Source organism: Streptomyces sp. 130 (assembly GCF_007096885.1).
In the GTDB taxonomy this organism is placed as follows: domain Bacteria; phylum Actinomycetota; class Actinomycetes; order Streptomycetales; family Streptomycetaceae; genus Streptomyces.
Window position 1 is genome coordinate 23,977 of sequence record NZ_VJNO01000035.1, and the last position, 14,509, is coordinate 38,485.

The window sequence follows — 14,509 nt, forward strand, 5'->3', positions numbered from 1 at the left end:
CGGAGCGGCCGGGCGCACGGGCTTACGTTCCCGGGCATGAAACGCACCGCTGCCTTCGCCACGACGGCCTGCCTCCTGTGCCTGGCCGCCGCCACCGCCGCCACCGCTCCCGCCGCGGCCGACTACTCGGGCAACCCGCTGGCCGGGGACAACGGCTTCGGGGTGATCGTCCAGGACGACGCCGTCCTCGGCAGTACGGAGACCGAGGGGTCCGTCGCCATCGGCGGGAACCTCACCTACGGGCCGGGGTACAACGTCGCGCTGCACACCCCCGGCACGTTCACCGCGCCCGGCGACGACCACCCGACCGCCCTGCTCGTCGGCGGCAGAATCGATCATGCGGCCAGTGCGCCGCAGGGCGTGCTCCAGGTCCTCAACGACGGCTATGTGAAGGTCGGCGACCCGACCGGCTCGTCGGTCCTGGACGAGGACTCCAACGGCGCCCAGGTGAACACCCACATCGTCGCCGAGGGGGCCGGTTACGACTCGACGCCCCGTGTGCAGCAGACGGTGCACCAGCCGGTCGAGTCCGTCACCGACACCACGGGCCTGCCCGACCTCGACGCCCTCTTCGCGGACTTCCGCGACCGCTCGGACGCCATCGACACCTGCGCCACCAACGTCGTCCTGCGCGACGCCGAAGGCGTCCCGCTGCCCGACCAGACGGGCTTCCCCGCCGGGACGAGCGCGCACATCACCCTCACCGAGGGCGAGACGAACGTGCTCCGGCTGACCGGCGAGCAGCTGAACAACCTGTCCGAGATCACCTTCGACAACCAGCCGGACGCGACGACCCCGTTCGTGGTCGACGTCGACACGACCGGCACGGACGGGACGTTCGTCTGGCACATCCCGACCCTCGCGGGCGTCTCCGGCGACCAGGCCCCGTACATGCTGTGGAACTTCCCCGACGCCACCGACATCACGATCGCCGACGGCGACTCGCTGGAGGGCACGATCTACGCGCCCCGCGCCCACCTCACGGACCTCGACCCGTCCAACATCGAGGGCTCCGTCGTCGTACGGGAGCTGACGGCCGGGCCGCTCGACGCCGACGGCACCGTGGTGAACGCGGGCGAGATCCACGAGTTCCCGTTCGCCACCGACATCGACTGCGAGGGCACGGAACCCTCCCCGTCCCCGAGCCCGACGGGCGCCACCCAGAGTCCCACGCCCACCCCGACCCCCACCGGCGCCACCGAGAGCCCCACGCCGACCCCCACGGACGCCACGGAAAGCCCCACGCCGACCCCGACGGGCGCCACGGAAAGCCCCACCCCGACCCCCACGGGCACCGCCTCCGGCCCGCACCCGAGCCACAGCCACCCCGGGCCGCCCGGCCACGGCGGCGGACACCACCACCGGCCGCCGCACGGCGGCTGGCTCGCCGACACCGGCACGTCCTCCACCCTCTACGCGGTGGCCGGCGCCTTCGCCCTGGCCACGGCCGGGATCTTCCTGCTGGGCCGCAGGCGCAGGCCGAAGCACTGACGCGGCCTCACCGCCCCGGGAACCGCTCCCCGCACGCGCTGCAGAACACCGGCGCCGACTCCGGGGACATCCGCCCGCACTCCGGGCAGACCCGGTCCAGCGCACAGGGCGCCTCGCCGCCCTCCCGCGCGTACACCGTCGGCTTGAGCGCCAGGCCGGGGCGGCGGCGGTGGACCGTCAGATAGGCGAGGCCGTCCGGGCCCGCCGTCAGGGAGCGGCGGGAGGTGCGGGGCAGCCAGGTCGCCGTCGTCGGGGTCAGGGCCAGGGGCTCCGCGCCGTCGCCCGGGGTCAGCCGGCCGCTGCCCGCCAGGACCACCAGGAGGACGTCGAGCGCGTCCTCCTGGTGCTCCCCGACCTCCGCGCCCGGCGGCAGCCGCACGAGGTTCGCGTCCAGCTCCCTCCCCGGGCGGTCGAGCTGCCACAGGGCGCCCCGGTCGTCGGGGGATGCGGCGGCGAGCAGGTCGTCCAGTACGGCGAGTACCTCGGGAGTCGCGTTCACGCCGCCCAGGCTACGACCGCGCGGGCCTAAGGGCTGTCCCGTAATCCCTGGTGGATCAGCGTGCGGCGTCAGACGCGGTGCATCGCAAGGCGGAGGGACGCCCGAATACTGGGTGTATTCGGGCGTTCCGACAACGCGGCGAGGTGCCGTGGCTGTCGTCGCACGCCCGCCAGGGATTACGGGACAGCCCTTGGGCTGTACGCCGCCGAGCGAGGGAGACACGTACGCCATGGGACGCCTGCCCGACGAGAAGTACCCGCCGATCGAGCCCTACGACCACGGCATGCTCGACGTCGGCGACGGCAACCACGTCTACTGGGAGGTCTGCGGCAACCCGGCCGGCAAGCCCGCCCTCGTCGTCCACGGCGGCCCCGGCTCCGGCTGCACCGAGCGGGCCCGGCAGTACTTCGACCCCGAGCGCTACCGCGTCGTCCTCTTCGACCAGCGCAACTGCGGGCGCTCCACCCCGCACGCGAGCGACCCGGCCGTCGACCTGCGGCACAACACCACGGACCACCTCGTCGCCGACATCGAACGCCTCCGCGCCCACCTCGGGATCGGCCGCTGGCTGCTGTACGGGGGTTCCTGGGGGTCCACGCTGATCCTGGCGTACGCCCAGCGGCACCCGGAGCGGGTGAGCGAGATCGTGATCCCGGCGGTGACCACGACCCGGCGCTCCGAGATCGACTGGCTGTACCGGGGCGCCGGGCTCTTCTACCCGGAGGCACGGGACCGCTTCCGGGCCCACGTCCCGGAGGCCGCGAGCGACGCGACCCCGGATGTGCTCGCCGCGTACGCCCGGCGCACCGTGGACCCCGACCCGGCGGTACGGGCGGCGGCGACGGCGGAGTGGTGCGCCTGGGAGGACGCGGTGCTCTCGGGGGAGGCGTACGCGGGGCCGCCCCCGTACAGCGGGCGCCCGGGGCGGGCGCAGGCGGCGCTGGTGCGGATCTGCTCGCACTACTTCTCGCACGGCGCCTGGCTGGAGGAGGGGCAGCTGATCCGGGACGCGGGGCGGCTGGCCGGGATTCCCGGGGTGCTCGTCCACGGACGGCGGGACCTGGGCGGGCCGCTCGGCACGGCGTGGGAGCTGGCCGGGGCGTGGCCGGACGCGGAGCTGACGGTGATCGAGGACGCGGGGCACCTGGGCGGTGCGGCGACGAGCCGGGCGATCCTCGCGGCACTCGACCGGTTCGCGGGCGCGTAGCGGGCGGCATGCTTGCTTCGAGTGCGCTCGAAGGAGTTGGCTTGGGGTCCATGAAGTACACGCAGCTCGGACGCACCGGACTCAAGGTAAGCCGCCTCGTCCTGGGGACGATGAACTTCGGCCCCCAGACCAACGAGAGCGACAGTCACGACCTCATGGACGCCGCGCTGGACGCCGGCGTCAACTTCTTCGACACCGCGAACGTCTACGGCTGGGGCGAGAACAAGGGTCGCACCGAGGAGATCCTCGGCACCTGGTTCGCCAAGGGCGGCGACCGCCGCGACAAGGTCGTGCTCGCCACCAAGGTCTACGGCAACATGGGCCCCGACGGCGAGGCCTGGCCGAACCACGACAAGCTGTCGGCCGTCAACATCCGCCGGGCCGTCGACGCCAGCCTGAAGCGGCTCCAGACGGACCACATCGATCTGTACCAGTTCCACCACGTCGACCGGGACACCCCGATCGAGGAGATCTGGCAGGCCATCGACGTACTGATCCAGCAGGGCAAGATCCTTTACGCCGGTTCCTCGAACTTCTCCGGCTACAAGATCGCCCAGGCCAACGAGCGCGCCCGGCAGCGGGGCAGCTACGGCCTGGTCAGCGAGCAGTGCATCTACAACCTGATGGAGCGCGGCGCCGAGATGGAGGTCATCCCGGCCTCCCAGGAGTACGGCCTCGGCGTCATCCCGTGGTCGCCGCTGCACGGCGGCCTCCTCGGCGGCGCCATCCGCAAGGAGCGCGAGGGCGGCGGCGCCCGCTCCACCTCCGGCCGCTCCGGTGACGCGCTGGCCGACCCGAAGGTACGGGCGCAGGTGCAGGCGTACGAGGACCTGCTGGACAAGCACGGTCTGGAGCCCGGTGAGGTGGGCCTCGCCTGGCTGCTGACCCGGCCCGGGATCACCGGCCCGATCTCCGGCCCCCGCACGCGGGAGCAGCTCGACTCGGCGTTGCGCGCGGTGGAGCTGGAGCTGTCGGCGGAGGTGCTGGACGCGCTGGACGAGATCTTCCCCGGCCCGGGTCCGTCGCCGGAGAACTTCGCCTGGTAGAGGCGCCTGTCAGCCGAGGGCTGCCGCCACGGCGACGACGACGAACATCAGTACGAGCACGGCCGCCATGATGCGGTTTCTGGTCTTCGGGTCCACCCGACGAGCCTAACCGGACGGCCATCGGCGCACGCGACGCGGCCCCGCCCCGGGGAACCGGGACGGGGCCGCGTCGTCATGTACGGGCGAGGAGCCGTTACGCCGCCGTGGCCAGCTGCTCGCGCTGCACGAAGCGGACGTGCGGGCGGCCCGGGCGCAGGTCCACCTTGAGGCGCAGACCGCCGAGGCGGGCCAGGATCACGCCGATGCCGACCGCCGCCGCGAGGGACAGCGCGCCGCCGACGACCATGCCGGTGCGGGGGCCGTACGCGTCGCTGATCCAGCCGACGATCGGGGCGCCCACCGGCGTGCCCCCGGCGAAGACCATCATGTACAGGCTCATCACCCGGCCGCGCATGGCCGGGTCGGAGGCCATCTGGACGCTCGTGTTGGCGCTGATGTTGGTCGTCAGGCCGATCATGCCGATCGGCACCAGCAGGACCGCGAACATCCAGACCGACGGTGCGAGCGCCGCGATGATCTCCAGCAGGCCGAAGGCCGTACCGGCGGCGACCAGCATCCGCAGCCGCGAGGAGCGGCGGCGGGCGGCGAGCAGGGCGCCGGCCAGCGAGCCGGCGGCCATGAGGATGTTGAAGAACGAGTACATCCCGGCGCCGCCGTGGAAGATCTCGTCCGCGAAGGCCGTCAGCCAGATCGGGAAGTTGAAGCCGAAGGTGCCGACGAAGCCGACCAGGACGATCGGCCAGATCAGCTCGGGGCGCCCGGAGACGTACCGCAGCCCCTCGCGGAGCTGCCCCTTGGCGCGCGGCACGACGACGGACTTGTGGAGCTCGCTCGTCCGCATCATCATCAGGCCGACGAGCGGGGCGAGGAACGACAGGCCGTTGAACATGAAGGCCCAGCCGCTGCCGACCGTGGTGATCAGCACACCCGCGACGGCGGGCCCGACGAGCCGGGCCGACTGGAAGTTCGCCGAGTTCAGGCTGACCGCGTTGCGCAGCTGCGCGGGGCCGACCATCTCGGACACGAACGCCTGCCGGGCCGGGTTGTCGACCACGGTGACCATGCCGAGCAGGAACGCGATGAGATAGACGTGCCAGACCTGGACCACGCCGGAGAGCGTGAGCACGGCGAGCACGACACCGCAGGCGCCCAGGGCGGCCTGGCTGACGAGCAGGAGCTTGCGCTTCGGCAGCCGGTCGGCGATGACGCCGCCGTACAGGCCGAACAGCAGCATGGGGAGGAACTGGAGTGCCGTGGTGATGCCCACGGCGGCGGCGGACCCGGTGAGGCTCAGGACGAGCCAGTCCTGCGTGATGCGGGACATCCAGGTGCCGGTGTTGGAGATCACGGCGCCCGTGGCGAACAGGCGGTAGTTGCGGATCTTCAGCGACGAGAAGGTCCCGCCGGTCTTGCTCTCGTGGGTGGAAGTCGGTGCGGGGGCGGAGTCTGCTCCGGATCCCGTACTCAAAAGGGTTCGCCTCCTCGGCGTGGACATCTTGCTGGCTGACGGGGACGGAGGACGCGTCTCCTACAGGTGGGCGAGCTTCTCCAGCACGGGCGCCGCGTTGCGCAGCGTCTCCCACTCGTCCTCGTCCAGACCCTCGGCGAGCGTGGTCAGCCAGGCGTTCCGCTTCTTGCGGCTCTCGGCGAGCATGGCCTCGGCCTGCTCGGTCTGGCTGACCATCTTCTGACGACGGTCATCGGGGTGCGGTTCCAGCCTGACCAGACCCTTCGACTCCAGCAACGCGACGATGCGGGTCATCGAGGGCGGCTGCACGTGCTCCTTGCGGGCCAGCTCACCCGGAGTGGCGGAACCACAGCGGGCCAGCGTGCCGAGCACCGACATCTCGGTCGGGCTCAGCGACTCGTCGACGCGCTGGTGCTTCAGGCGCCGGCTGAGCAGCATGACGGCGGAACGGAGGGAGCTCACGGCGGCGGCACTGTCGCCGTCGTGGATCAGGTCAGGCATGTTTGTTAGCGTAACTCATTACCTACTCTAAAGAGCACCTGTGGTACACGCGCGAGAGCGAGATCACTCCGCCCGACCTGATCGACACGGGGCGTGAAAGGTGGCGGGTTTACCAATCGATCACCCAAACGAGTGAGTCGACGGCGGAAAATCTCGCGTGGCGGGCCCGTGGGGCGCAACCCTGCTTGGCATGGGATCGACAGTGCTCAGCCTGCGCATAGACGGTGAGCTGCTCGACCGGCTCAAGCAGCACGCCGCGAAACGCGGAATGAGCGTCCAGGACTATGTGGTCCGGACGCTCATTCGCGACGACTTCGACGAGCGCTTCCAGGCGGCCGTCGAGGAGACGGAGAAGTTCTACGGCCCGGAGAAGCTCTGCCCGGCGGACGGCGTGCCGGCCGAGGAGGTCAACTGACCCCCGGGCCGGCCCGCGCCCCCGCCCTTACGTGAGACCGAGCGCCGGCATCATGTAGTAGAAGACGAAGACCGCCGACACCGCGTACATCGCCACGGGCACCTCGCGGCCCCGGCCGGTGGCCAGCCGCAGCACGGTGAAGGCGATGAAGCCGATGCCGATGCCGTTGGTGATCGAGTACGTGAACGGCATCATGACCATCGCGAGGAACGCCGGGATCGCCAGCGTGAAGTCGCTCCAGTCGATGTCCCGCACCGAGCCCGCGATGATCAGGAAGCCCACCGCCAGCAGGGCGGGGGTCGCCGCCTGCGAGGGGACCATGGTCGCCAGCGGCGTGAGGAACAGCGACACCGTGAACAGCAGTCCCGTGACGATGCTGGCCAGGCCCGTGCGGGCCCCCTCGCCGACGCCCGCCGTGGACTCCACGAAGCAGGTCGAGGCGGAGGAGGAGCTCGCGCCGCCCGCGGCGACCGCGACACCGTCAACGAAGAGCACCCGGTTGATGCCCGGGAAGTTGCCGTCGCGGTCCGTCAGCTTGGCCTCGTCGCCGACCCCGAGGATGGTGCCCATCGCGTCGAAGAAGCAGGACAGCAGCACGGTGAAGACGAACAGGATGCCGGTCAGGACGCCGACCTCGTGGAAACCGCCGAACAGGCTGAACTGACCGACCAGCCCGAAGTCCGGGGTGGCCACGGGATTGCCCGGCCACTCCGGCACGGTCAGCCCCCACGCCTCGCCCGGCAGGTCCGCGGCCCCTTCGATGATCAGCGCGACGACGGTCATCGCCACGATGGAGATCAGGATCGCGCCCGGCACCTTGCGGACGATCAGGATCAGGGTGAGCAGCGCGCCCAGGACGAAGACCAGGACCGGCCAGCCGTTGAGGTGGCCGTCGGAGCCGAGCTGAAGCGGCACGGTGGTGTGCGCGGCGTCCGGCATGCGGGAGACGAAGCCCGAGTCGACCAGGCCGATGAGCAGGATGAACAGGCCGATACCGATCGCGATGCCCTTGCGCAGCGAGCCCGGTACGGCGTTCATCACGCGTTCCCGCAGCCCGGTCGCGACCAGCAGCATGACCACGATGCCCGCGAGGACCACCATGCCCATGGCGTCGGGCCAGCTCATCCGGGGGGCGAGCTGGAGGGCGACGACGGTGTTGACGCCGAGGCCCGCCGCCAGCGCGATCGGCACGTTGCCGATGACGCCCATGAGCAGCGTGGAGAACGCGGCGGCCAGCACGGTCGCGGTGACCAGCTGTCCGCCGTCGAGCTGGTGGCCGTACATGTCCTTCGCGCTGCCCAGGATGATCGGGTTCAGCACGATGATGTACGCCATCGCGAAGAAGGTCGCGAATCCGCCACGGATCTCGCGGGCTACCGACGACCCCCGCTCGGAGATCTTGAAGAAGCCGTCCAGGCCGCCCGGCGACGGGGAGGACGGCGGAGGCGTGGCGTCGACCTTAGCGGTGGCCGAGGGGGACATGTATGACCTCAGTCGGGTGCGTAGAGGGGGTTGAGTGGTCGCTTTTGGACTTTTACACGAACAATTCGAGCCAGCCTTAAGCAGATTCAGTATGAATACATAAGGCGAAGATCGCTATCTCCGCGCGTAGACCCTTGGGCCGACTGGCCCGACGACGCTTATATACGCGCCGCATACACTGGCCGCATGGCGAAGTGGACACCCAAGCACGAGGCGCCGGAGCCCCTGGAGGGCCCGGTCGTCGCGACCATCACCGGCGGCACGATCCTCTGGTTCGTCCTCTTCGTCGTCCAGATCCCGTTCTACGGCTGGTACGACGACCACGGCCACCTGTGGTGGGTGTGGACCTGCCTGGCCGGCGCCGGCCTCGGCCTGATCGGCATCTGGTACGTACGGGGCCGTGACGCCGCCCTCAAGCGCGCGGCGGCAGCGGCGGCGGCACAGGGCGACTGAGCCCCCGTACGACCACGGGACGATTCCCGTCCTCCCCCGGTACCGTCTTCGCCCGCTCCGGCGGGTGCCCCGGTCGTTCCGCCCGTACCGTCGGAACCATGACGCAGCGGGCATCCGAACTTCCCGGGGAGCGGCGCGCCGGCGCTCCCGGACGCGGGCTGACGGCGGCCGAGGTAGCCGAGCGGATATCGCGGGGCGAGGTCAACGACGTACCGGTGCGGTCCTCGCGGTCGCTGACCGAGATCGTCCGGGCCAACGTCCTCACCCGGTTCAACCTGATCATCGGTGTGCTCTGGGTGATCATGCTGTGCGTCGCGCCGATCCAGGACAGCCTGTTCGGCTTCGTGATCATCGCGAACACCGCCATCGGCATCGTGCAGGAGTGGCGGGCCAAGAAGACGCTGGACGGCCTCGCGGTCATCGGTGAGTCGAAACCCGTCGTCCGGCGCGACGGGAAGGCCGCCGAGATCCACACCTCGGAGATCGTCCTCGGCGACCTGGTCGAGCTGGGGCCCGGGGACAAGGTCGTCGTGGACGGCACGGTCGCCGAGGCGGACGGCCTGGAGGTGGACGAGTCCCTGCTCACCGGTGAGGCGGACCCGGTCCTCAAGAAGACCGGCGACACGGTGATGTCCGGCAGCTTCGTCGTCGCCGGCGGCGGGGCGTTCACCGCGACGAAGGTCGGGCGCGAGGCGTACGCCGCTCAGCTCGCCGAGGAGGCGTCCCGCTTCACGCTCGTCCGGTCCGAGCTGCGCAGCGGCATCTCGACCATCCTGAAGTACATCACCTGGATGATGGTGCCGACCGCGACCGCCCTGGTGATCAGCCAGCTGGTGGTCAAGGACAACAACTTCAAGGACTCCGTCGCCCGCACGGTCGGCGGGATCGTCCCGATGATCCCGGAGGGCCTGGTCCTGCTGACCTCGGTGGCCTTCGCGATCGGGGTCGTACGCCTGGGCCGCAAGCAGTGCCTGGTGCAGGAGCTGCCCGCGATCGAGGGCCTGGCCCGGGTCGACGTCGTCTGCCTGGACAAGACCGGCACGCTCACCGAGGGCGGCATGGACGTCACGGAGCTGCGTCCGCTGGGCGGCTCCGGGGAACCGTATCTGCGCCGCGTCCTGGGGGCCTTCGGCGCGTCCGAGCCCCGGCCGAACGCCAGCCTCCAGGCCATCATCGACGCCTACCCGGCCCCGGCGGACGGCGGCTGGACGACCACCGGCACCCTGCCCTTCTCCTCCGCCCGCAAGTACAGCGGCGCCGCGTTCACCGAGGACGGCGGCGCCTCCTCCGCCTGGCTGCTCGGCGCGCCCGACGTGCTGCTGTCCGAGGACGACCCGGCGCTCGCGGAGATCGGACACCTCAACGAACAGGGCCTCCGGGTGCTGCTCCTCGCCCGGGCGCGGGGCGCGCTGGACGCGCCGGACGCGGCCGAGGGGGCGGAGCCGGCCGCGCTCGTCGTACTGGAACAGCGGCTGCGGCCCGACGCGGGGCGGACCCTCGCGTACTTCGGCGAGCAGCGGGTCGCCACGAAGGTGATCTCCGGCGACAACGCGGTCTCGGTCGGCGCGGTGGCCGCGAAGCTCGGGATGGAGGGCGCGGAGCACCCGCTGGACGCGCGCCGGATGCCCGAGGACAAGGACGAGATGGCCACCGCGATGGAACAGAACGCGGTGTTCGGCCGGGTCACCCCGCAGCAGAAGCGGGAGATGGTCGCCGCGCTCCAGTCGCGCGGGCACACCGTCGCGATGACCGGCGACGGCGTCAACGACGTCCTCGCGCTGAAGGACGCCGACATCGGCGTCTCCATGGGCTCGGGCTCCGAGGCGACGCGCGCGGTGGCCCAGATCGTGCTGCTGAACAACAGCTTCGCGACCCTGCCGTCCGTGGTCGCCGAGGGCCGCCGCGTGATCGGCAACATCACCCGGGTCGCCACCCTGTTCCTGACGAAGACCGTCTACTCGGTGCTGCTCGCCGTCCTGGTGGTCTGCTTCCAGGTCGAGTACCCGTTCCTGCCGCGCCACCTGACCCTGCTGTCCACGCTGACGATCGGCGTCCCGGCGTTCTTCCTCGCCCTCGCCCCGAACAAGGAGCGCGCCCACCCGCACTTCGTGCGCCGCGTCATGCGGTACGCGATCCCCTCGGGCGTCATCGCCGCCGCCGCGACCTTCGTGATGTACCAGATCGCCCGCCACCACTACTCCGGTACGGGCGCGCTGGACGCGGAGACGAGCGCGGCCACGCTCACGCTGTTCCTGGTGTCGATGTGGGTCCTGGCGATCATCGCCCGCCCCTACACCTGGTGGCGGATCTGCCTGGTGGCCGCGATGGGCCTGGCCTTCCTGGTGGTCCTCGCGGTGCCGTGGCTCCAGGACTTCTTCGCCCTGAAGCTGGTGGGCAGCGTGATGCCCTGGACGGCGGTGGGCGTCGCGGTGGTCGCGTCGGTGGCGCTGGAGTACGCCTGGCGGCTGGTGGGCCGCCGCTTCGGGGGGTGAAACGGCGGCCCGGGCCTCAGTCGAACCAGCGGTCCCGGGCCAGTTCTTCCGTACGGGAGGGGTCCTCCAGGAGCGCGGCGACCTCGAAGCGGCGGGGCCACTGGCCCGAGGCCCAGGCCAGGCCCGCCGCGACGCCCTCCAGTGTCGAGGCGTGCACCACCCCGTCCGGGGTGCGGCGCCAGTCGAGTTCCACACCGCCCGCGCGGAGTTCGCCGTGCTCGACGTACGTGTCCGGGGTCGCCGGCCCCAGCAGGACGCGCACGGACTCGGGCACCTCGTGCTCCTCGCCGTCGCTCGTGACCTCGGCCGCCACGCTCTCGCCGAGCCGGCGCACCTGGAACAGCTCGGCCAGCTCCGCCGCGTGCGCCGGGGCGACGGGCAGCAGCGGCAGGCCCCCGGCGAGCGGCAGCAGGTCCGGCGCGTCCGCGATCACCGCCTCCGCCGCGTCGACCACCCGCACCTCGCCGTCCACGACCGCCCGCAACTCGTCCGGCAGCGTGACCTGTTCCGGATCGAGCGCGGCCAGCGCCGTGTACAGCGCGTGCAGCTGCACGGCGGTGACCGGGCGGTCCGCGTCGGCGAGCCGGTCCAGCAGCTCGGCGGCCCCGCCCGGCTCGTCCAGGAGGGCGGCGAGCGAGGTCCGTACGCCCAGGGCGCGCAGCACCTCGGCGTCCTCGAAGCCGGTCGCGTCGGCGGAGTCGTAGAGGCCCGCGAGCCGCGGATCGCCGCCGTGCGCGCGCAGACCCGCCGGGCGGCGGCCGTCGAGCACCGGGTGGCCGCGCAGCCACCACGCGGCGTAAGGGCGGACGGACTGTGTGGTGCCGTCCGGGAGCAGCACCCGGACCGGCTGGGTGAGCGCGTCCCGCAGCGGCGGCCGGGCGAGGAGGGCGAGGGCCTGCGGCCAGGCGTCGTCGTCCACCAGGTCCAGGTCGCGCACGGCGACCAGCTCGGTGGCGACCGGCGGCACCGGGCCGTCGGGGAGCTGGTCGAGGACGTCCTCGCACCACACGTCCACCGCGTCCAGCAGCCCCGCGTCGTCCGGCTCCGCGAAGTCGCCGTCGCGGGGCTCCAGCTCGTCCGGGTCCAGGACGACGTCGGTGGCCCGCACGAGCGCGAAGGTGGCGAGCACCCCGCAGGCGGTGAGCGGCTGTTCGCCCCAGCGCTCGGCCAGCTCCGCGTCGCACAGGGCGAGTTCGCCCTCGCGCATGATCCCGGCGAACGGGCTGTCCGGCAGCACGAGCTCCCCGGCGGGGGCGGGTTCGCCGTCCTCGTCGGGCAGCGCGAGCGCGCCCAGCCAGGGCTCGTCGCCCGGCTCCAGGGCGGCGTCGCGGACCAGGGTGAGCACGGTCTCCGCCAGCTCGTCGCCGTCGAGCGCGTCCTCGTCCCAGATCTCCCCCGCGTCCAGCGACCCGGCGACGGCCGCCCGCACCTGCGGGGTCGTCAGCACGGCGCGCGGCGTGGCGGGCAGGGCCCCCAGCTTCTCCAGGATCGGGTGCGCGGCGTCCGGGTGCGCGACCTTGAGCCCGAGCCGGCCGAGGCGGTCGAGAACGGGTTGGGGCAGGGCGTCCGGGACGGGGAGCAGGACCTGCCGGGGGCCGATGGTGGTGCGCGCAGGCACGTCCGGGGTGCCGCCCGCCAGGGGCACGGGGAGCCCCGAGAGCCGGTCCGGGTCCACCCCGGCCAGGCTGTCGTAGAGCCGGCGCCACCAGGCCGGTTCGCGTTCCAGGCCGGCCAGGTGGTCGATCGCCTCGGTCAGCGGGACGCGGGTGACGCCGAGCGTGCGCAGCTCGACGCGCCGTTCCAGGCCCGCCGGCAGCAGGCACGGCAGCACCTCGGCGAGCACGGCCACGGTCTGCGCGCCGGCGCCCTCCACCACCTCGGCCTCGACGGGCCGCAGCCCGCCGGTGTCCTTGTCCTGCCTCAGGCCCTCGTCCCACTCCTCCCAGCGCTCCGGTTCGCGCGGGGCGGCGGGCTCCAGGAACGCGACGCGCGGCAGCCGCTCCAGGATCGCGCCGCGCAGCGCCCCGTCCAGCGTGCCCTGCCCGAGGGGGCCCGGGACCAGGCCGATCGTCGCGACGGACACCGGCTCCCAGCCGCCGAGCAGCTCCGCGTACGCGTCGGCGGCGCGCTGCACCAGGAAGTCGGTGAGCGGGCCGGGGGCGGGGTGCCTGCGGGTGGTGTCCAGCGGCAGCGAGGCGATGAGCAGCGCGGGCAGCCCGAGCGGTTCGTCGGTGGGCGTCGGCGCGTGCACGACGGGGGCGGTGCGGGGGTGGACCGGGGCGCCGTCCGCGTCCACCGGGACGGCCCAGGTCACCGACCAGTGCGGGCGGAGGCGTTCCTCCAGCGGGCGGTCGGCGAGCAGGGCGGGCTCGACCGGCCCGTGGTGGACGGCGGTGCGCCAGCGGTGCGTGCCGTGCGCGGAGTCCTCGATGTGCGTGTACGGGCCGTGCTGGGAGCGGCGGAGGGTGCGTACGCCCTCCGGGGTCTCCACGATCACCTCCGCCAGGCCGGTGAGCGTGAGCAGCAGGGCGTCGTCCACGGCGGCCAGCAGCCGTTCGACCAGGTCCTCGGCGACGCCGTCGCGCAGGGGGAGCACGACGACGGTGTCGTAGCCGTCGGGCGCGGTGCCCTCGGCGGGCAGCGGGAGGCGCAGCAGCGGTACGTGGCCGTCGCGGCGGCGCAGCTCCTCGCCCAGGCCGGGGCTGCCGACGGCGGCCTCCCGGGCGAGCTCGCGGGCCTCGGCCAGGGACCAGCGGACGCCGCCGTGCCGACCGGTGACCGCCGGCTCGTCGCTCACCGCGAGCACGGCGGCGAACCCGACGCCGAACCGGCCCACGGCGCCCTCGTGGCCCTCGCGCTTCGCGGACGCGCGCAGCGTGGACAGCGACTCGACGCCGGTGGCGTCCAGGGGTGCGCCGGTGTTCGCGGCGGCGAGCACGGCGGGGGTGCCGGGCCCCGCCGGGTGCAGGGTGAGCCGCAGGCGGCCGGGGACGCCGGCGCGGGCGGCGGCGTCGGCGGCGTTCTGGGCCAGCTCGACCACGAGGCGGTCGCGGTAGCCGCCGAGCGCGAGGTCCTCCTCGGCGTTGGCGTCCTCCCGGAACCGGGCGGGTCCGGCGCCCCAGGCGGCGAGCACGCCGCGCCGCAGCCGCGCGGTGCCGAACGGGTCGCCCTCCGTCGCGTTGATGCCCATGCGCGTGCTCCCTCTGCCGGTGCGGTTCGCGTACCCCGCGAAGCTACCGGGTACGGCCCGGGCCCTCCGACTCACCGCCCCCCGGGGTGCGGGGTCCCCACCGCGAGGGTTCCGTCCTCAATCGCCGGACGGGCTGGGTTCCACGCGAGGCCCGGCCCCGCCACGTACAGGGTTCCGTTGCGCCGGAGGACCCGAGCCCGCGTGG

General features: G+C 72.7%; 11 protein-coding genes. 6 read left to right on the plus strand and 5 right to left on the minus strand.

What is annotated here, in order from left to right; all coding sequences use genetic code 11:
* Nucleotides 1-36: 36 nt before the first annotated feature.
* Nucleotides 37-1,491 carry a collagen-binding domain-containing protein gene (locus FKN01_RS25035; protein WP_143624341.1) on the plus strand — a complete coding sequence of 485 codons (1,455 nt, stop codon included), beginning with the start codon at nucleotides 37-39 and terminating at the stop codon, nucleotides 1,489-1,491.
* A gap of 7 nt (nucleotides 1,492-1,498) precedes the next feature.
* Here FKN01_RS25035 and FKN01_RS25040 read toward each other — a convergent pair whose 3' ends face one another.
* Nucleotides 1,499-1,990: a hypothetical protein gene (locus FKN01_RS25040; protein WP_143624343.1), complete on the minus strand. Its 492-nt coding sequence runs from the start codon at nucleotides 1,988-1,990 to the stop codon at nucleotides 1,499-1,501.
* Nucleotides 1,991-2,219: 229 nt separating this feature from the next.
* Between FKN01_RS25040 and pip the strand changes: the two genes are divergently transcribed.
* Both pip and FKN01_RS25050 read left to right on the plus strand, forming a co-directional pair.
* On the plus strand, nucleotides 2,220-3,197 hold the full coding sequence (gene pip, locus FKN01_RS25045; RefSeq protein WP_143624345.1) for a prolyl aminopeptidase: 978 nt from the start codon (nucleotides 2,220-2,222) through the stop codon (nucleotides 3,195-3,197).
* A gap of 50 nt (nucleotides 3,198-3,247) precedes the next feature.
* The gene (locus tag FKN01_RS25050) at nucleotides 3,248-4,243 is read left to right on the plus strand and encodes an aldo/keto reductase (protein ID WP_143624347.1); all 996 of its coding nucleotides are present in this window, start codon (nucleotides 3,248-3,250) and stop codon (nucleotides 4,241-4,243) included.
* Between the two features lie 193 nt (nucleotides 4,244-4,436).
* Here FKN01_RS25050 and FKN01_RS25055 read toward each other — a convergent pair whose 3' ends face one another.
* Together FKN01_RS25055 and FKN01_RS25060 are read right to left on the minus strand one after the other, a co-directional pair.
* Nucleotides 4,437-5,771 carry an MFS transporter gene (locus FKN01_RS25055; protein ID WP_143624349.1) on the minus strand — a complete coding sequence of 445 codons (1,335 nt, stop codon included), beginning with the start codon at nucleotides 5,769-5,771 and terminating at the stop codon, nucleotides 4,437-4,439.
* A gap of 60 nt (nucleotides 5,772-5,831) precedes the next feature.
* Nucleotides 5,832-6,272: a MarR family winged helix-turn-helix transcriptional regulator gene (locus tag FKN01_RS25060; RefSeq protein ID WP_143624351.1), complete on the minus strand. Its 441-nt coding sequence runs from the start codon at nucleotides 6,270-6,272 to the stop codon at nucleotides 5,832-5,834.
* 190 nt (nucleotides 6,273-6,462) lie between these two features.
* Between FKN01_RS25060 and FKN01_RS25065 the strand changes: the two genes are divergently transcribed.
* The gene (locus FKN01_RS25065; protein WP_185992975.1) at nucleotides 6,463-6,687 is read left to right on the plus strand and encodes a hypothetical protein; all 225 of its coding nucleotides are present in this window, start codon (nucleotides 6,463-6,465) and stop codon (nucleotides 6,685-6,687) included.
* A gap of 27 nt (nucleotides 6,688-6,714) precedes the next feature.
* On the opposite strand, the gene FKN01_RS25070 is transcribed toward FKN01_RS25065, so the two are convergent.
* Nucleotides 6,715-8,169: an NCS2 family permease gene (locus FKN01_RS25070; protein WP_143624353.1), complete on the minus strand. Its 1,455-nt coding sequence runs from the start codon at nucleotides 8,167-8,169 to the stop codon at nucleotides 6,715-6,717.
* Between the two features lie 186 nt (nucleotides 8,170-8,355).
* On the opposite strand from FKN01_RS25070, the gene FKN01_RS25075 reads away from it, so the two are divergent.
* Together FKN01_RS25075 and FKN01_RS25080 are read left to right on the plus strand one after the other, a co-directional pair.
* Nucleotides 8,356-8,622 (plus strand): DUF2530 domain-containing protein, encoded by a 267-nt coding sequence (locus FKN01_RS25075; RefSeq protein WP_143624354.1) that lies wholly within the window; start codon nucleotides 8,356-8,358, stop codon nucleotides 8,620-8,622.
* A 98-nt stretch (nucleotides 8,623-8,720) separates the two neighbouring features.
* On the plus strand, nucleotides 8,721-11,114 hold the full coding sequence (locus FKN01_RS25080) for an HAD-IC family P-type ATPase (RefSeq protein ID WP_143624357.1): 2,394 nt from the start codon (nucleotides 8,721-8,723) through the stop codon (nucleotides 11,112-11,114).
* Nucleotides 11,115-11,130: 16 nt separating this feature from the next.
* Here the strand turns inward: FKN01_RS25080 and FKN01_RS25085 are convergent, their stop codons facing one another.
* The gene (locus FKN01_RS25085; protein ID WP_143624359.1) at nucleotides 11,131-14,304 is read right to left on the minus strand and encodes a sacsin N-terminal ATP-binding-like domain-containing protein; all 3,174 of its coding nucleotides are present in this window, start codon (nucleotides 14,302-14,304) and stop codon (nucleotides 11,131-11,133) included.
* Nucleotides 14,305-14,509 lie beyond the last annotated feature (205 nt).